Source organism: Streptomyces sp. NPDC019443 (assembly GCF_044389785.1).
In the GTDB taxonomy this organism is placed as follows: domain Bacteria; phylum Actinomycetota; class Actinomycetes; order Streptomycetales; family Streptomycetaceae; genus Streptomyces.
In genome coordinates this window covers 191,247-207,393 of record NZ_JBIRYJ010000009.1, presented here as the reverse complement: position 1 = coordinate 207,393, position 16,147 = coordinate 191,247, and the positions used below count along the sequence as shown (strand labels likewise).

The 16,147-nt window shown below is 69.4% G+C and carries 14 protein-coding genes and 2 pseudogenes; 12 read left to right on the top strand and 4 right to left on the bottom strand.

The window, feature by feature from the left end; translation table 11 throughout:
• Positions 1–285 precede the first annotated feature (285 nt).
• Entirely contained in the window at positions 286–1,251 is a 966-nt protein-coding gene (locus ACH492_RS26645; RefSeq protein ID WP_398990302.1) for an alpha/beta hydrolase family protein, read from the bottom strand.
• Positions 1,252–1,420: 169 nt separating this feature from the next.
• Here ACH492_RS26645 and ACH492_RS26640 point away from each other — a divergent pair, with 169 nt between their 5' ends.
• The 4 genes and pseudogenes from ACH492_RS26640 to ACH492_RS26625 form a co-directional block, all read left to right on the top strand.
• A complete protein-coding gene (locus tag ACH492_RS26640; RefSeq protein ID WP_398990205.1) occupies positions 1,421–2,017 on the top strand; it encodes a TetR/AcrR family transcriptional regulator in 597 nt (198 codons plus the stop codon).
• A 176-nt stretch (positions 2,018–2,193) separates the two neighbouring features.
• Positions 2,194–2,598 carry a three-helix bundle dimerization domain-containing protein gene (locus ACH492_RS26635; protein ID WP_398990204.1) on the top strand — a complete coding sequence of 135 codons (405 nt, stop codon included), beginning with the start codon at positions 2,194–2,196 and terminating at the stop codon, positions 2,596–2,598.
• A 328-nt stretch (positions 2,599–2,926) separates the two neighbouring features.
• Positions 2,927–3,703: a TrmH family RNA methyltransferase gene (locus tag ACH492_RS26630; RefSeq protein WP_398990203.1), complete on the top strand. Its 777-nt coding sequence runs from the start codon at positions 2,927–2,929 to the stop codon at positions 3,701–3,703.
• 9 nt (positions 3,704–3,712) lie between these two features.
• Positions 3,713–3,824: pseudogene (locus ACH492_RS26625) on the top strand (rRNA methyltransferase); the annotation flags it as partial.
• Between the two features lie 156 nt (positions 3,825–3,980).
• Here ACH492_RS26625 and paaN read toward each other — a convergent pair.
• Positions 3,981–5,657, bottom strand: a complete 1,677-nt coding sequence (paaN, locus tag ACH492_RS26620) for a phenylacetic acid degradation protein PaaN (RefSeq protein WP_398990202.1) — start codon at positions 5,655–5,657, stop codon at positions 3,981–3,983.
• A 122-nt stretch (positions 5,658–5,779) separates the two neighbouring features.
• Here paaN and ACH492_RS26615 point away from each other — a divergent pair, with 122 nt between their 5' ends.
• Positions 5,780–7,291, top strand: coding sequence for a 3-hydroxyacyl-CoA dehydrogenase (locus ACH492_RS26615; RefSeq protein WP_398990201.1), 1,512 nt, complete (start codon positions 5,780–5,782; stop codon positions 7,289–7,291).
• The gene (locus tag ACH492_RS26610; RefSeq protein ID WP_398990200.1) at positions 7,288–7,881 is read left to right on the top strand and encodes a TetR/AcrR family transcriptional regulator; all 594 of its coding nucleotides are present in this window, start codon (positions 7,288–7,290) and stop codon (positions 7,879–7,881) included. The genes ACH492_RS26615 and ACH492_RS26610 overlap by 4 nt, the downstream gene beginning before the upstream one ends.
• A gap of 33 nt (positions 7,882–7,914) precedes the next feature.
• Here ACH492_RS26610 and ACH492_RS26605 read toward each other — a convergent pair whose 3' ends face one another.
• The gene (locus ACH492_RS26605) at positions 7,915–8,445 is read right to left on the bottom strand and encodes an Lrp/AsnC family transcriptional regulator (RefSeq protein ID WP_398990301.1); all 531 of its coding nucleotides are present in this window, start codon (positions 8,443–8,445) and stop codon (positions 7,915–7,917) included.
• A gap of 204 nt (positions 8,446–8,649) precedes the next feature.
• Between ACH492_RS26605 and pdhA the strand changes: the two genes are divergently transcribed.
• From pdhA to ACH492_RS26575, 6 genes and pseudogenes are all read left to right on the top strand, one after another.
• A complete protein-coding gene (pdhA, locus tag ACH492_RS26600) occupies positions 8,650–9,786 on the top strand; it encodes a pyruvate dehydrogenase (acetyl-transferring) E1 component subunit alpha (protein ID WP_398990300.1) in 1,137 nt (378 codons plus the stop codon).
• Positions 9,783–10,787 (top strand): alpha-ketoacid dehydrogenase subunit beta, encoded by a 1,005-nt coding sequence (locus tag ACH492_RS26595; RefSeq protein ID WP_398990199.1) that lies wholly within the window; start codon positions 9,783–9,785, stop codon positions 10,785–10,787. Before pdhA ends, ACH492_RS26595 begins: the two co-directional genes overlap by 4 nt.
• Complete coding sequence (locus ACH492_RS26590) at positions 10,787–12,205, top strand: dihydrolipoamide acetyltransferase family protein (protein WP_398990198.1); 1,419 nt, start codon at positions 10,787–10,789, stop codon at positions 12,203–12,205. The genes ACH492_RS26595 and ACH492_RS26590 overlap by 1 nt, the downstream gene beginning before the upstream one ends.
• A 128-nt stretch (positions 12,206–12,333) precedes the next feature.
• Complete coding sequence (locus ACH492_RS26585) at positions 12,334–13,248, top strand: NTP transferase domain-containing protein (RefSeq protein WP_398990197.1); 915 nt, start codon at positions 12,334–12,336, stop codon at positions 13,246–13,248.
• Positions 13,245–14,648 (top strand): molybdopterin molybdotransferase MoeA, encoded by a 1,404-nt coding sequence (locus ACH492_RS26580; protein WP_398990196.1) that lies wholly within the window; start codon positions 13,245–13,247, stop codon positions 14,646–14,648. The genes ACH492_RS26585 and ACH492_RS26580 overlap by 4 nt, the downstream gene beginning before the upstream one ends.
• A pseudogene (locus ACH492_RS26575) lies at positions 14,636–15,055 on the top strand (potassium channel family protein); the annotation flags it as partial. The gene ACH492_RS26580 and the pseudogene ACH492_RS26575, both read left to right, overlap by 13 nt.
• Positions 15,056–15,094: 39 nt before the next feature.
• On the opposite strand, the gene ACH492_RS26570 reads toward ACH492_RS26575, so the two are convergent.
• On the bottom strand, positions 15,095–16,087 hold the full coding sequence (locus ACH492_RS26570; protein WP_398990299.1) for a potassium channel family protein: 993 nt from the start codon (positions 16,085–16,087) through the stop codon (positions 15,095–15,097).
• Between the last annotated feature and the right edge of the window lie 60 nt (positions 16,088–16,147).

The following is a 16,147-nucleotide window of genomic DNA, read 5'->3' as shown; positions in this document are numbered from 1 at the left end:
GCAACGGGCGTTGCGGCAGGTGGCGGGACCATCGTGCATCGGCCGCTGGAAGGCCGACTTCCATGAGGCGAACAAGACCCGCGCTGGCTGCGGGCCGTTCGTTCGCGTCCGTCGACCAAGGGCAGCGGCTCGAGGTCGCCGACGTGACCCGAGCCCTGGGCGAGGCCGCAGTCGGGTTACGGGTCTTGGAAGAAGTCCGCGGAGGGCGGGCTGTGCCCTTCGCGGAGGAGCTCCCGGCGACCATCTCGTGCTGTTGTTCCGCTACAGAGATGGGTCTCTTTGGGCTTACTTGGATTCGACCCGTCCGAGCGGGTTGGGGCCGGCCGTCAGCGCGTCACGCGCTGCCTGCCAAGCGGAATCCCCGGGGTAGAGCTCGGTGCGGAGGTAGGCCCAGGTGAGCCGCTGGACCGCAGACACTCGCTCGGGGTTCTCGTCCGTAGTCTCGGCGACGTCATATCCAGAGACCCCGCCGAGCCCGTGCTCTGCATCAAACAGGGTGAGCAGGGACTTGGGGCCCGGGGAGAGGAAGTACGGATCGGTATGCCAGTCCGGGCCCCGAACCGTCAGGTGGCCAGAGGCGTCCTTGTCGCCGGCGACCACGAGCGCGGGCGTCGTCATCTCGGAGAAGTCCGTGGTCAAGAAGAAAGGCCAATTCTCGGCGACGGACTCGGTGAGGGCATCGCCCCCTCTGCCGGGCGCGGCAAGCAGCACACCCGCCTTGATCCGCGGCTCAGCCAGATTCACTTGCGTTCCGTCGTGGGGATCGGTGAGCCGGGCGCCCAGCAGCAGGCTCGCGGTGTGCCCGCCCATCGAGTGCCCGGCTACGGCGACCTTGCTTCGGTCCAGGCGCCCGAGGAGCTGCGGGACGGCGGCCTCGATCATGTCGAGCTGATCCAGGATGCGCTTCATGTCCTCGGCCCGTGATCGCCAGTACAGAGGCGCCCCGGGGGTATCGGGATCCAGGCTCAGCGTCGTGGAACTCAGATGGGTGGGCTGGATCACGACGAAGCCGTGCGCCGCCCAGAAGTTGGCGAGGGGGGCGTAGCCGTTCAATGAGGAGAGGTTGTTCGAGTAGCCCTGACCGTGCGAGAGGAGGATGACCGGCAGGTCGCTCCCGGTCACGGGCGCGGAGACCCGCACCTGAAGGTCCACGGCTCGGCCGGGAGCCGACAGCACTACCGGACTGACCGAGAGGACGGGAGTGGGAGTGGGCGAGCTGACGGCGTCGGCTGTGTAAGTCGATTCACTCATCATGCGTATGTCCCTTCGATGGCCTCTGCTGCCGGTCTCATTCGATCGGCGGCGGGGGAGGCGGTCAGGAGCGTCCGGCTTCAGCTAGACTGAGAAGCGGAACGTTGTTCCGTTTAATATACGGAGCAGTGTTCCGTTTCGTCAACTGCCGTCGACAGGAGAGAGCGCGATGCCCTCTACAAGCCAGTCCGGGGAGGTGCCGGCCCGAAGCAAGCGGGCCGACGCGCTGCGCAACCAGCAGACGCTGCTTACCGCCGCCGCTGCGGTGTTCGTCACCTCAGGCGTCGACGCGCCGATCCGTGAGATCGCGGCCAGAGCGGGCGTCGGGATGGGGACGATCTACCGCCACTTCCCGACTCGGGCTGATCTCGTCGTCGCCGTCTACCGCCACCAGGTCGAGGCATGCGCCGAGGCCGGCCCCAGCCTGCTGAACAGTGCCAACTCTCCGCTCGCAGCACTCCGTCAGTGGGTCGACCTCTTCGTTGACTTCCTGGTCACGAAGCACGGACTGGCCAACGCGCTGCAATCCGACAGCGGCGGCTTCGACGCGCTGCACACCTACTTCCTCGACCGCTTGGTGCCCGTCTGCGCGCAGTTGCTCGACGCCGCAGTCAACGCCGACGAAATCAGGCCCGGTACGCACGCCTACGAACTGATGCGCGGCATCGGCAACCTCTGCATCGGACGTGACAGCGACCCCCGCTATGACCCACGCCGATTGATCGAACTGCTCCTTCAGGGACTACAGCGACCGCAGTCATCCTGATGTCGACGCGAGCCCGGATGCGGCGAGGGACTGTTGGGGCAGCGTTGTGTCGTCAGGCTGCCTGGGTGACGACACGAGTACACGCCCGCGAGATCGATGACGACGAGGGGCGGCGGCGCCTTGTTCGGATCCTCCGCGGGGCAGCGGGTCGGTGGTGACCTGGCGGGCGGGCCCAGATGGTGCTGCTGTCCGCGCAGGGCATGCCGGTCGCGAGGATCGCCGAGGCGTTGCCTGATGCGGCACTGGAGCGGTATGCCATTCCAGCCGTTCAGGGCGGACCAGCGTGTCGAAAAGCGGCGGGGGACCCACTGTCTGGATGGAGGGCGAAGCGTAAGGGTGGCAAAACCTGTTGTTCACGGCGGAGGGTGTCCACGATGTCGGCGGAGACCGAGGATGCACACCTCATCCGAGAGGTGACGGAGCGGCTGGTGATGGCCCATCCCCATTTGGGCTCCGCCCTGGTCCGACGATCAGTCCTCACCGCCTTCAGCGAACTGCGGTATGCACGTGTGACCTATTTGCCGGTCCTCATGGAACGCCGGGCGACTGATCGGCTCCCCAATGTCGTGACGCGCGACTGAAGCGACTGTCTCCCGGCGCCGCCAAATATCTCCTCACAGACACGTGGGAAAGCTGGCGCGAGGCGAAGGTGACGAAGTGCAGCGCAGGAGGTTCCTCGCAGCTTCTATAGGCATCGCCACCGGTGCGACCGTGAGCCGGGAGGCTCGGCCGGCCGACGCATCGGGCATCGCCAAGTGCAGCACCTTCAGCGGCGTACAGCTCGTCTCCGTAGCCTCGATGACGTACTTGGCGGAGCCGACACCCGGCACATCTACCGTGCCGAACTCGGTAGCTCGCGGGCGTTATGCGACGGGGCTGAGCGGCTGATTTGCACCGTAGCCTGAGTCGATGAGCGATGACGATGCCACGAGGGCTGTACGGCAGTGGAGTGAGGCCGCACCTGACGCTGTGCTGCTCGATGGCTTTCATGCGCTGAAGCACGCGCTTCGTTTCGGAGCGGATGTACGAGTCGCGGTCACCAGCAGCAAGGAGGCCACCTTGGCGCTTGCTCTTTCGCTCGCCGACGACGTAACGAACCGCATCAGGGATCTTGTCGTCGAGGTGCCGGGACAGACGCTGCGGGAACTGGTGCCGAGGGTTCACCCGACGCAGGTGGTCGCTCTGGCTACCAGGCGCAGCCGTCAGGCAAATGTGGCGGGGTTGGTGACGCTGCCGCGGACCGCACCGATTGTCGTTCTGGACAACCCGCGCAATCTTGGGAATGTCGGTGCCGTGGTTCGCCTTGCTGCCGGTTTTGGGGCCACAGGGGTGGTCACCACCGGCGACATGGACCCGTGGCACCCCAACGTGGTGAGGGCGGGCGCCGGTCTCCACTTCGCCACCGCTGTGGAACGACTCGCCTTCGACGACCTTCCACCAGGCCCTCGGTATGTCCTTGACCCCGAGGGGGAGGACATCAGGTCTGTGGACATCCCCGGTGACGCGCTGCTCGTATTCGGCTCTGAGCGGCACGGGGTCTCACCCGGACTTCGAGGCCAGGCAACCAGGCTGCTGGCCCTTCCCATGCGACCCCAGGTGTCGAGCTACAACCTTGCGACCAGCGTGGCCATGGCTCTGTTCCACTGGGGAGGTTCCCAGGATGAGCTCTCCAGACCCGTTATGTAACCGACACTCAACATTGGGTCGGTGGTGCGTACCGCCAACGCCTTCCTGGCGAAGGAGATCCACATCGTGGGCCCGGCGGCGCTGGAACCGGCGCGGTGCCATGGTCACCGACCGGTACCAGTAAACCGGGCGCGGCGCGATCGCCATGCACGCGTGGGTGCAGCGGTACGCGGAAATCCCGTACCCGTAAGCGACGGCGCAGCTGTCGGACGGACCCCACGTGTGTGCCGACAGCATGGTCCTCGCCGTCGGCACACACGCGCAGGTCGCCGAAGTCTCAGGCCTGGCGGCGGACCTCCACCACCCGGAAGCGGTTCGAGACGAACGCCCCGTCGCACAGCGCGGCGTTGGCCGCCGGGTTGCCGCCCGAGCCGTGGAAGTCGGAGAACGCCGCCGTCTGGTTGACGTACACCCCGCCCGTCAGGTTCAGGGAGAGCTGCGCCGACTCGTCCAGACAGACGTCCTCGATCGCGCGCTCCGTCTCCGCCGACGTGGTGTACGCGCCGACCGTCATCGCGCCCTTGTCGCGGACCGTGCGCCGCAGCAGCTCCAGCGCGTCGGCCGTCGAGTCCACGGCGACGGCGAAGGACACCGGGCCGAAGCACTCCGACAGATACGCCGCCTCAGTGTCGGCCCCGTCCCAGAATTTCCGCGAGCCGTCGAGCTTTACGATCACCGGCGTACGGACGACAGCATCCGGGAATTCCGGGTTGGCGATCTTCCGAGAGGGCAGGGCCACTTCGCCCAGCCCGGCTGCGCCGTCCAGGCGTGCCTTCACATCCGGGTTGACCAGCGCGCCCAGCAGGGCGTTCGCCCGGGCGTCGTCGCCGAGCAGGCCGCCCACCGAGGCTGCAAGGTCGGTGACCACCTCGTCGTACGACTTGGGGCCGGCGTCCGTCGTGATGCCGTCCTTGGGGATGAGGAGGTTCTGCGGGGTGGTGCACATCTGGCCGCTGTACAGGGACAGCGAGAAGGCCAGGTTGGACAGCATCCCCTTGTAGTTGTCGGTGGAGTCGACGACGACGGTGTTGACGCCGGCCTTCTCGGTGTAGACCTGTGCCTGCCGGGCGTTGGCCTCCAGCCAGTCGCCGAAGCTGGTGGACCCCGTGTAGTCGATGATCTTGATCTCCGGGCGTACCGCGAGGGTCTTGGCGATGCCCTCGCCCGGTCGCTCGGCGGCAAGGCAGACCAGGTTCGGGTCGAAGCCCGCCTCGGTCAGCACCTCGCGGGCGACCCGCACCGTGAGCGCGAGCGGCAGCACCGCGCGGGGGTGCGGCTTGACCAGCACAGGGTTGCCGGTGGCCAGGGAGGCGAACATCCCCGGGTAGCCGTTCCACGTGGGGAAGGTGTTGCAGCCGATCAGCAGGGAGATGCCGCGTCCCGCCGTGGTGAACGTCTTCCGCAGCTCCAGGGGGTCGCGCTTGCCCTGCGGCTTGGACCAGTCGGCGGCCGCGGGCGTGCGGGTCTGCTCCTCGTAGGCATACGCCACGGCCTCGAGGCCGCGGTCCTGAGCGTGTGGGCCGCCCGCCTGGAACGCCATCATGAAGGCCTGCCCGCTGGTGTGCATCACCGCGTGCGCGAATTCATGGGTGCGGGCGCTGATCCTCGAAAGGATCTCCAGGCAGACCAGTGCCCGGGTCTGCGGACCGGCCTCGCGCCAGGCGGCCATGCCCGCGCGCATCGCGGGCAGCAGGACGTCGATGTCGGGGTGGGGATACTCGATGCCCAAATCCGGGCCGTACGGCGAGACTTCGGCGCCCGTCCAGCCGTCCGTGCCCGGCTGGTCCAGCTCGAAGCGGGTGCCCCGGAGGGCCTCGAACGCCGCGAGTCCGTCGGCCGGCGCGGTCTCGCCGTACGCCTTGGGGTGCTCGGGATGCGGGGACCAGTAGGCGCGGGTGCGGATGACCTCGAGGGCCTGGTCGAGCGTCGGCCGGTGGGTCTCGGTCAGCTGCATGAAGGACCAACTCCTCGTCGAGCTGGGCAGGGAAGGAATGACAGAGTTAGAGTAACCGAACGATCGGTCGGTACAAGGGGGCCTGTCAAGCCTGTGGATAACTCATCGGGGAGGATCGCGCCATGACCGCCATCGATCAGAGCCGTACCGTCGCCGTTGTCGGCACCGGCACCATGGGACAGGGCATCGCTCAGGTCGCCCTCGCCGCGGGCCATCCCGTGCGCCTCTACGACGCCGTTCCCGGGCGGGTCGGCGAAGCCGCGGACGCCATCGGCGCGCGCCTCGACCGGCTGGTCGAGAAGGGCCGGATGGGCGCCGCCGAGCGCGACGCGGCACGGGCCCGTCTGCACCCGGCAGCGAACCTCGCCGAGCTGGCCGACGCCGCGCTCGTCGTCGAGGCAGTTCTTGAGCAACTGGCGGTCAAGCAGGAGCTGTTCACGGCGCTGGAGGAGATCGTCGCCGACGACTGCCTGCTCGCCACCAACACCTCCTCCCTCTCCGTCACGGCCGTCGCGGGCGCCCTGAGACACCCCGGCCGTTTCGTCGGGCTGCACTTCTTCAACCCGGCGCCCGTGCTCCCGCTCGTCGAGGTCGTCAGCGGCCACGCCACCGACGAGGCGACCGCCACGCGCGCGTGGGCGACGGCGGCGGCCTGGGGCAAGACCCCGGTGCGCTGCGCCGACCTGCCCGGATTCATCGTCAACCGCATAGCCCGGCCCTTCTACGCCGAGGCATTCGCGGTGTACGAGGAGCACGGCACCGATCCCGCCACCATCGACGCGGTCCTCAGGGAATCCGGCGGCTTCAAAATGGGCCCCTTCGAGCTCACCGATCTGATCGGCCAGGACGTCAACGAGGCCGTCACCCGTTCCGTCTGGGAGTCCTTCTTCCACAGCTCCAAGTTCCTCCCTTCCCTAGCGCAGCGCCGTCTCGTCGAGTCGCGCCGCCTGGGCCGGAAGTCCGGCCACGGCTGGTTCTCGTACGCCGAAGGGGCGCCGAAGCCCGCGCCGCACACGGCGGAGCCGGCCAGGGCCCCTGAGTACGTCGTGGTCGAGGGTGATCTGGAGCCCGCCGGAGAGCTGATCGCGATGATCCGGGAAGCGGGCATCGAGGTGCGGCAGAAGGACGAGGACAAGGGAACGCGGCTGGTGCTGCCCAGCGGCGGTCAGCTGGTGCTCGCCGACGGCCAGACATCCGTTGAATTCCGCGATGTCGTCTACTTCGACCTGGCACTCGACTACCGGTCCGCGACCCGGATCGCCCTGTCCGCCGCCGACCGCGTCGGGGACGACACGCTCGAGCAGGCGACCGGCCTCTTCCAGGCGCTCGGCAAGCAGGTCAGTGTCATAGGTGACGTACCGGGCATGATCGTCGCCCGTACCGTCGCGATGCTCGGGGATCTGGCGCTGGACGCGGTCGCCAAGGGCGTCGCTTCCAAGGATGACATCGACACGGCGATGCGCCTGGGGGTCAACTACCCCCTGGGGCCCATCGAATGGAACGACAGCCTGGGGCGCGACTGGGCCTGGGAACTGCTCGGCAATCTCCACGAGAGTGTGCCGACCGGCCGCTACGCGCGGTCCCTCGCGCTCCATCAGTGGTCGTACGCGACCTCCCAGAAGGGCGCCTCATGACCACCGCCAAGCGCGATACGTACACCCCCGAGACGCTGCTGACCGTAGCCGTACGGATCTTCAACGAGCGCGGCTACGACGGCACCTCCATGGAGCATCTCTCCAAGGCGGCCGGCATCTCCAAGTCCTCGATCTACCACCACGTGGCGGGCAAGGAGGAGCTGCTGCGCCGCGCCGTCAGCCGGGCGCTCGACGCGCTCTTCGCGATCCTCGAGGAGCCCGGAGCCGTCCGCGGGCGGGCCATCGAGCGGGTCGAGTACGTCACCCGGCGCACCGTCGAGGTGCTGATGGCTGAGTTGCCCTATGTGACGCTGCTGCTGCGGGTACGGGGCAACACCAAGACCGAACGGTGGGCCATGGAGCGGCGCCGGGAGTTCGACCAGCGGGTCGCCGATCTGCTGAAGGCTGCGGCGGCGGACGGCGATCTCCGCGCGGACATGGACATCCGGCTGGCCACCCGGCTGCTCTTCGGCATGGTGAACTCCCTGGTCGAGTGGTACCGGCCGCACCCGGGCGGCGGCTACGACGGCGAGCAGGTCGCCGAGGCGGTCGTCAGGCTCGCCTTCGACGGCCTGCGCACGGACTCCTAGAGCTGTCGGCGGCTCCTGACGCTGCCAGGGCTCCTACACGGGCTCGGCGTCCGGAGCGGGCGCGACAACCGGCCCCTGCCCCGGCCCTGGGTCGAGATCCGTCTCCTCGAAGACCAGCAGCGTGCGGGTGGACAGCACCTCCGGGATCGACTGGAGCCTGGTCAGGACGAGCTCGCGCAGGGTGCGGTTGTCCGGGGTGTGCACCAGCAGCAGTACGTCGAAATCGCCGCTGACCAGCGCGATATGGGCGGCTCCGGGCAGGGCCTGCAGCTGCTCGCGCACCGTGCGCCAGGAGTTCTGCACGATCTTGAGCGTGATGTAGGCAGATGCGCCCTGACCTGCGCGTTCATGGTTCACACGGGCACTGAAACCGCGGATCACTCCGTCGTCGATGAGCCGGTTGATCCGGGCGTACGCATTGGCGCGGGACACATGGACCCGCTCGGCCACGGAGCGTATCGAGGCGCGACCGTCCGTCTGCAGGATGCGCAGGATGTCTCGGTCGATGGCGTCGAGCGGGCGCGGCGGAGGGGGCTGCTCCGCCCGGTCCCCGCCCTCGGCCATTTGTTCAGCTGCCATATCCCCCCGCCTTCCTAGCATGGACGACCTGTCTCCATCTCAGGCTGTGGAGAACCGTTTGTCCACAGGCTGAAGGTGCCTGTAGCCAAAATGCGTCCACGACCGAACAATCGGTAGGTGAGGCGCTCGACACTCGGGCCGCTTCGTCGTCGCTCCCACGAGGAGGTGCTCGCGTTGAGAAAGAGCAGCATGACGGTCCAGGAACTGCCCGGTGCCGCCGCCTACCGGCCCACCCCGCCCCCGGCGTGGAAGCCCCGGACCGACCCCGCACCACTGCTCCCGGACCCGGAGCCGTACCGCGTGCTCGGCACGGACGCCGCAGCCGGGGCCGACCCCGAACTGCTGCTGCGGCTGTACGCGCAGCTGGTACTCGGCCGCAGGTACAACGCCCAGGCCACGGCCCTGACCAAGCAGGGCCGGCTCGCCGTCTACCCGTCGAGCACCGGGCAGGAGGCATGTGAGGTGGCGGCGGCGCTGGCGCTGGAGGAGCGGGACTGGCTCTTCCCCAGCTACCGCGACACCCTCGCGGCCGTGGCGCGCGGCCTCGACCCCGTGCAGGCCCTGACCCTGCTGCGCGGCGATTGGCACACCGGCTACGACCCGCATGAGCACCGCATAGCGCCGCTGTGCACCCCGCTCGCCACCCAGCTGCCGCACGCCGTGGGGCTGGCGCACGCCGCCAGGCTCAAGGGGGACGACGTCGTCGCGCTCGCCATGGTCGGCGACGGCGGGACCAGCGAGGGCGACTTCCACGAGGCGCTGAACTTCGCCGCGGTCTGGCAGGCCCCGGTCGTCTTCCTCGTGCAGAACAACGGCTTCGCGATCTCGGTGCCGCTGGCCAAGCAGACCGCCGCGCCGTCGCTGGCCCACAAGGCCGTGGGGTACGGCATGCCGGGCCGGCTCGTCGACGGGAACGACGCGGCCGCGATGCACGAGGTTGTCGTCGAGGCCGTCGCGCGAGCGAGGCGCGGTGGCGGTCCGACGCTGATCGAGGCCGTGACGTACCGCATCGACGCGCATACGAACGCTGACGACGCGACGCGCTACCGAGGCGAGGGCGAGGTCGAGGCCTGGCGTGCGCATGATCCGATCCGGCTGCTGGAGCGGGAGTTGACGGAGCGAGGACTGCTCGACGAGGACGGCAAACGGGCGGCGGCAGACGCGGCCGAGACGATGGCCGCGGATCTGCGCGAGCGGATGAACGCCGACCCGGTGCTCGACCCAATGGACCTGTTCGCGCATGTCTACGCCGAGCAGACCAGTCAGCTGCGGGAGCAGGCGGCGCAGCTGCGGGCCGAGCTGGACGCGGAGGGAGAGGCGCGATGACCACGGCCGCGGTGAAGCCCGCATCCATGGCACAGGCATTGCAGCGCGCGATGCGCGACGCGATGGCCGAGGACCTGGCCGTTCACGTGCTGGGGGAGGACGTCGGAGCGCTCGGCGGGGTCTTCCGGGTCACGGACGGGCTCGCCAAGGAGTTCGGCGACGACCGCTGTACGGACACGCCGCTCGCCGAGGCGGGCATCCTCGGCACGGCCGTCGGCATGGCGATGTACGGGCTGCGGCCGGTCGTAGAGATGCAGTTCGACGCCTTCGCGTATCCGGCATTCGAGCAGCTGATCAGCCATGTGGCGCGGATGCGGAACCGCACGCGCGGCGGGATGCCGATGCCGATCACCGTGCGTGTGCCCTACGGCGGCGGAATCGGCGGCGTGGAGCACCACAGCGACTCGTCAGAGGCGTACTACATGGCGACTCCGGGGCTCCATGTCGTCACGCCGGCCACGGTCGACGACGCGTACGGGCTGCTGCGGGCGGCGATCGCCTCCGACGACCCAGTGGTCTTCCTGGAGCCGAAGCGGCTGTACTGGTCGAAGTCAGCGTGGTCGCCGGAGGCGCCGTCGGCGGTCGAGCCGATAGGCCGGGCCGTGGTCAGGCGCCCGGGGCGCAGTGCCACGCTGATCACCTACGGGCCTTCCGTGCCGGTCTGCATGGAGGCGGCGGAGGCCGCAGCCGCCGAGGGCTGGGACCTGGAAGTCGTGGATCTGCGCTCGCTGGTGCCCTTCGACGACGAGACGGTCTGCGCGTCCGTGCGGCGTACGGGACGTGCGGTCGTCGTCCATGAGTCGACGGGCTTCGGAGGGCCGGGCGGGGAGATCGCGGCGCGGGTGACGGAGCGCTGTTTCCACCATCTGGAGGCGCCGGTACTGCGGGTGGCCGGGTTCGACATTCCGTATCCGCCGCCGATGCTGGAGCGGCACCATCTGCCGGGAGTCGACCGCGTGCTGGACGCGGTGGCGCGGCTGCAGTGGGAGGCGGGGAGCTGATGGCTCAGGTGCTCGAATTCAAGCTCCCGGACCTCGGGGAGGGGCTGACCGAGGCCGAGATCGTGCGCTGGCTGGTGTCGGTGGGCGATGTCGTCGCCATCGACCAGCCGGTCGTCGAGGTCGAGACGGCCAAGGCGGTGGTGGAGGTGCCGTGCCCGTACGGGGGCGTGGTGACCGCGCGCTTCGGCGAGGAGGGCGCGGAACTACCGGTCGGGGCACCACTGCTGACGGTCGCGGTGGGGGCGGTGGAGTCGGCTGGTTCCGACTCCTCCGGTGCCGCGGGCTCTGCCGGGGCCTTGGGCTCGACGCGGTCCTCGAACGAGTCGTCCGGCAACGTTCTCGTCGGCTATGGGACTGGGGCGCCCGCCGCCCGCCGCCGCCGGATCCGGCCCGCCGCGCCCGCCGCGCCTGTTCCCGCCGCGGTCCCGGCACCGGCTGCGGCTGTGGCTCCTGCGCCGACGCCGGCGGCCCCGGCCGGGGCTGGGGCCTCAGCTGCGGAGCCCGAGCGGCAGGCAGTGCGCGCCGTGGCGGTCGAGGACATGGCGCAGGGCGGGCCCGTGCCTGTCATATCGCCGCTGGTCCGCCGCCTCGCCCGTGAACACGGTCTCGATCTGCGCAAGTTGACGGGGTCCGGGCCCGACGGCCTGATCCTGCGGGCCGACGTCGAGTCCGTGATGCGGGCCGCCGAGGCGCCTGCCGCGCCCGAGCACGTCGCCACAGCCGCGTCGCACGGTGAGCGGATACCGCTGCGCGGCGTACGCGGAGCCGTGGCCGACAAGCTGTCCCGCAGTCGGCGTGAGATACCGGACGCCACGTGCTGGGTCGACGCGGACGCGACCGAGCTGATGGCCGCGCGGGCGTCGATGAACGCCGCGGGCGGTCCGAAGATCTCGCTCCTGGCGCTGCTCGCCCGGATCTGCACGGCAGCCCTCGCCCGCCACCCGGAGCTCAACTCCACGGTGGACATGGACGCCAGGGAGATCGTGCGCCTGCCCGCGGTGCATCTTGGGTTCGCGGCGCAGACCGAGCGCGGCCTGGTCGTTCCCGTCGTACGGGATGCGGACAGCCGCTCGGCCGAGTCGCTGAGCGAGGAGTTCGGACGGCTGACGGAGGCGGCCAGGCAGGGGACGCTGACTCCGGCGGATCTGACGGGTGGGACGTTCACCCTGAACAACTACGGTGTGTTCGGCGTCGACGGCTCCACGCCGATCATCAACCACCCGGAAGCGGCGATGCTCGGGGTCGGCCGGATCGTGCCGAAGCCATGGGTGCACCAGGGCGAACTGGCCGTCCGCCAGGTCGTTCAGCTCTCGCTCACCTTCGACCACCGGGTGTGCGACGGCGGCACGGCGGGCGGATTCCTGCGCTATGTCGCCGACTGCGTGGAACATCCGGCGGTGCTGCTGCGCAGCCTGTAGGCCGGCAGCACAGGAAGAGGCCACGAGAGAGGTCTGCAAGCGAAGCGAGGTCTGCAAGAGATCCCATCGGTGCAAGAGAGATCCACTCGGGGCTCCCCGCTCACGCGATCGCGGCCCATACTTCAAGCATGACCGCGTATGACGCCATCGTGCTCGCAGGAGGTGCCGCCAAGCGGCTGGGCGGGGTCGACAAGCCGTCCGTGAGCGTGGGCGGGCGGGCCCTGCTCGACCGGGTGCTCGGGGTGTGCCGCGACGCGGGGCGCACCGTTGTCGTCGGGCGGCGCCGGGCCACCGCTCGCCCCGTGGTCTGGGCGCGCGAGGAACCCCCTGGCGGCGGGCCGCTGGCCGCGCTGGACGCAGGGGTGCGGCAGGTCGAGGCGCAGGCCGTTCTCGTGCTCTCGGCCGATTTGCCGTTCCTGGGGGAGCGGACGGTGCGGCAGCTGATCGGCACGCTCGGCACCAGCGGGCGTGAGGCGGCGCTGCTCACCGATGCGGGCGGCCGCGACCAGCCGCTCGTGGCCGCGTACCGCACCGAACCGCTGCGTCGTGAACTCGCTCTCCTCGCCACCGAGTACGGGAGTCTTACCGGGCTGCCATTGCGTCTGCTGACGCAGGAACTGGACCTCGCCCGGATCGGCGCGGAGCCGCTCGCCTCCTTCGACTGCGACACCTGGGAGGACATCTCCGCAGCCCGGGCCCGTATACGGGAGCATGGGAACGTGCTGGACGAATGGATTACCGCAGTCAAGGACGAACTCGGGATCGAACTGGACGTCGACACAGGCGTTCTGCTCGACCTGGCCCGGGACGCCGCCCACGGCGTTGCCCGCCCCGCCGCGCCGCTCACCACGTTCCTGGTGGGGTACGCGGCGGCCCAGGCAGGCAGCGGCGGCCCGGCGGCGGTCGCGGAGGCCGCCCGTAAGGCGGCCGCGCTCGCCGCGCGCTGGGCGGAGGAGGCCGAACAGGCCACCCCGGAAGCGGGCCCTGCCGAGTCTGCCAAGCCCGCCAAGCCCGGCGAGCAGGACCAGGCCGACGCCGGATGAACGGTCGGGACCGCGAGTTCGACGCGGCGGACGGATCAGATGTGACCGGTGCCCCTCTCAACGGGAGCGACGAGGCCGAGTCGGACGGCGTCGAGGAGGCCCTCGCGCTGGTCGGCCGCCAGACGCACCAAGAGTCCGCCCCCGCCGGCGGTCCTTCGACAGCTCGGCATCGGGCCACCGCCTGGCCCGATGCCCGCGAGCTCGCCGCGCGCATCGGACGCTCAGCCCCACCCCGTACTCAGCATGTGCCCCTTGATCAGGCCCTCGGGCAGGTGCTCGCCGAGCCGCTCACCGCGCTGTGCGATCTGCCCTCGTTCGACTCCTCCGCCATGGACGGCTGGGTCGTCGCGGGCCCCGGACCATGGACCGTTCAAGTGGGCGGCTCGATTCTCGCCGGGCACGGTGAAGCCCCGCCGCTGCCCGACGGGGCTGCGGTACGGATCGCCACCGGCGCCCGTATCCCGCCCGAGGCCACAGCGGTGATCCGCAGCGAGCATGCCCGTACCGACGCGGACAAGAGCCAGCTGTACGCCGAGCGCGAGGTGATCCCCGGTCAGGACATCCGCCCGCGAGCACAGGAATGCCGCTCGGGCGACCAACTTCTGCCCGCCACCTCCCTCGTGACCCCCGCCGTGCTCGGCCTCGCCGCAGCCGCCGGCTACGACGAACTGCTCACCGTTGCCCGGCCGCGCGTCGAAGTCCTGGTCCTCGGCGATGAGCTGCTCACTGCCGGACTCCCCCACGACGGCCTCATCCGCGACGCCCTCGGGCCGATGGTCGGTCCCTGGCTGCGCGCCCTCGGCGTCGATGTCGTCGGCACAGGCCGCCTCGGTGACGACGCCGAAGCCCTCCACCGTGCCGTCACCACCTCCGATGCCGATCTCATCCTCACCACCGGCGGTACGGCCGCGGGCCCGGTCGACCATGTCCACCCGGTCCTGCGGAAGGCGGGCGCCGAGCTGCTGGTCGACGGCGTCGCGGTGCGCCCCGGCCATCCGATGCTGCTGGCCCGGCTCGCGGCGGACGGCGATCTCCCGGCCAGGCATCTGGTAGGTCTGCCCGGCAATCCCCTGGCCGCGGTCTCCGGGCTCCTCACGCTTGCCGAGCCGCTACTGCGCGGACTCGCCGGCCGCCCGGCGCCCGTCCCGTATCGCGCGCCCGTACGTGATGAGGTGCATGGGCATCCGTACGACACCCGCCTTGTGCCGTTCGTACACCGCGCCGACCGCCTTGTGCCGCTGCACTACAACGGGCCGGCCATGCTGCGCGGTATCGCCGCCGCCGATGGACTCGCCGTCGTGCCGCCGGGTGGGGCGCAGGCCGGTGACGAGTTGGAGGTCCTCGATCTGCCGTGGACGTCCTGGACACCCTCCCTCGCCGAGGGAGGATGTTTCACGTGAAACTTCCCGGCCATGACGCCATGGCCAGGCATGCCGACGAGCAGCTGGTCACCAGCCGGGTGACACTCCCCCGCCGCGTCGTCGAGCGCCCGTTGCGCCAGGTTGGCAAACGCCTGCTGATGGCTCTGGGGGTGCTCGCTCTTACGGTGCTGCTCGTCTGGGCCGACCGAGCCGGCTATCACGACAACGCTGACGATTCCGTCGACTTCCTCGACTGCGTCTACTACGCGACGGTCACCCTCTCCACCACGGGATACGGCGACATCGTCCCGTACAGCGACGGGGCACGGCTCACCAATGTGCTGATCGTGACGCCGCTACGCGTGCTCTTTCTGATCATCCTGGTCGGCACCACTCTCGAGGTCCTCACGGAGAGAACCCGGGACGAGTGGCGGCTGAACCGCTGGAGTCAACGGTTTGCCAGATGTAGCACAAACCCCGCCTGGTCAGCCGTGTGACTTCGTCCGGCTCACCGTGATCACCCGATCGCCGGGCCGGAGCGTCGCGGCGTCTGGGTGGTCGTAGCCCAGTACCTCGCGCCTGCGCACGACAGCGACGACTTGGTCCGTGCACTCGCGGGGTGATCGGCCTGTCTCTTCGTCCGTCACCGGCCGCTCAGACAAATCAAGCCCGCTGCCATAAGTCATCAGGTCTTCCAACACCGTGCCCACATAAGGCTTGATGGTGGAAAGCCCGAGAAGCCGCCCGGCCGAACTGGAGCTGGTTACTACGGCATCGGCTCCACTCTGCTTGATCAGCGGTACGTTCTCGTCCTCCCGGACAGCTGCGACGATGGCGGCTCGCCTATTGAGCTGTCTCGCGGTGAGAGTGACCAAAGTGGCTGTGTCGTCCCGCTCGGGAGCGATGATCACTTGTGCGGCGCGCGGCACCTCTGCTTGCAGCAGTGTCTCGGAGCGTGTCGCGTCCCCATGGACCGCTACGAAGCCGTCACTGCTGGCGGCATTCACCGCCTTCTGCTGAGGGTCGATGATGACGATCTTGTCTTTGGGGGTTCCCTGGCCGAGCAGCGTCGCGATGGCGTGACGACCCTTGGTGCCATAGCCGACGACGACCACGTGGTCTTGGGTGCGGCTCTTCCAGCGGTGAACGCGAGCCTGCTGCCGCGTTCGTTCGGTGAGCACTTCGAGGGTGGTGCCAACCAGGATGATCAGGAAGAGCACGCGCAACGGGGTAATGAGAAGGATGTTGGTCAGGCGTGCGCTGTCGCTATGCGGAACGATGTCGCCGTATCCGGTGGTGGAGAGGGTGACTGTCGCATAGTAAAAGGCGTCGAGAAGATCAACCGAGTCGTTGGCATTGTCGTGGTAGCCGCCGCGATCGACGTAGACGATGGCCACTGTCGCCAGCAGCACGCCCAGGGCCATGGTGAGGCGTCGTAGGACTTGCTGAAATGGAGGAACCACGCCCATGACCGGCATGACGACGGTGCGGGCAGCGTCAGCGTCGACCTGGCCCCCAGACCGGGTGCCGGACCAGAG

Coding starts and splice junctions, on each gene's coding strand:
- paaN (WP_398990202.1), bottom strand. CDS start 5,657: ATGCAGCTGACCGAGACCCACCGGCCGACGCTCGACCAGGCCCTCGAG.
- ACH492_RS26645 (WP_398990302.1), bottom strand. CDS start 1,251: ATGAGTGAATCGACTTACACAGCCGACGCCGTCAGCTCGCCCACTCCC.
- pdhA (WP_398990300.1), top strand. CDS start 8,650: ATGACGGTCCAGGAACTGCCCGGTGCCGCCGCCTACCGGCCCACCCCG.
- ACH492_RS26595 (WP_398990199.1), top strand. CDS start 9,783: ATGACCACGGCCGCGGTGAAGCCCGCATCCATGGCACAGGCATTGCAG.
- ACH492_RS26615 (WP_398990201.1), top strand. CDS start 5,780: ATGACCGCCATCGATCAGAGCCGTACCGTCGCCGTTGTCGGCACCGGC.
- ACH492_RS26630 (WP_398990203.1), top strand. CDS start 2,927: ATGAGCGATGACGATGCCACGAGGGCTGTACGGCAGTGGAGTGAGGCC.
- ACH492_RS26590 (WP_398990198.1), top strand. CDS start 10,787: ATGGCTCAGGTGCTCGAATTCAAGCTCCCGGACCTCGGGGAGGGGCTG.
- ACH492_RS26585 (WP_398990197.1), top strand. CDS start 12,334: ATGACCGCGTATGACGCCATCGTGCTCGCAGGAGGTGCCGCCAAGCGG.
- ACH492_RS26580 (WP_398990196.1), top strand. CDS start 13,245: ATGAACGGTCGGGACCGCGAGTTCGACGCGGCGGACGGATCAGATGTG.
- ACH492_RS26570 (WP_398990299.1), bottom strand. CDS start 16,087: ATGCCGGTCATGGGCGTGGTTCCTCCATTTCAGCAAGTCCTACGACGC.
- ACH492_RS26610 (WP_398990200.1), top strand. CDS start 7,288: ATGACCACCGCCAAGCGCGATACGTACACCCCCGAGACGCTGCTGACC.
- ACH492_RS26605 (WP_398990301.1), bottom strand. CDS start 8,445: ATGGCCGAGGGCGGGGACCGGGCGGAGCAGCCCCCTCCGCCGCGCCCG.
- ACH492_RS26635 (WP_398990204.1), top strand. CDS start 2,194: ATGGTGCTGCTGTCCGCGCAGGGCATGCCGGTCGCGAGGATCGCCGAG.
- ACH492_RS26640 (WP_398990205.1), top strand. CDS start 1,421: ATGCCCTCTACAAGCCAGTCCGGGGAGGTGCCGGCCCGAAGCAAGCGG.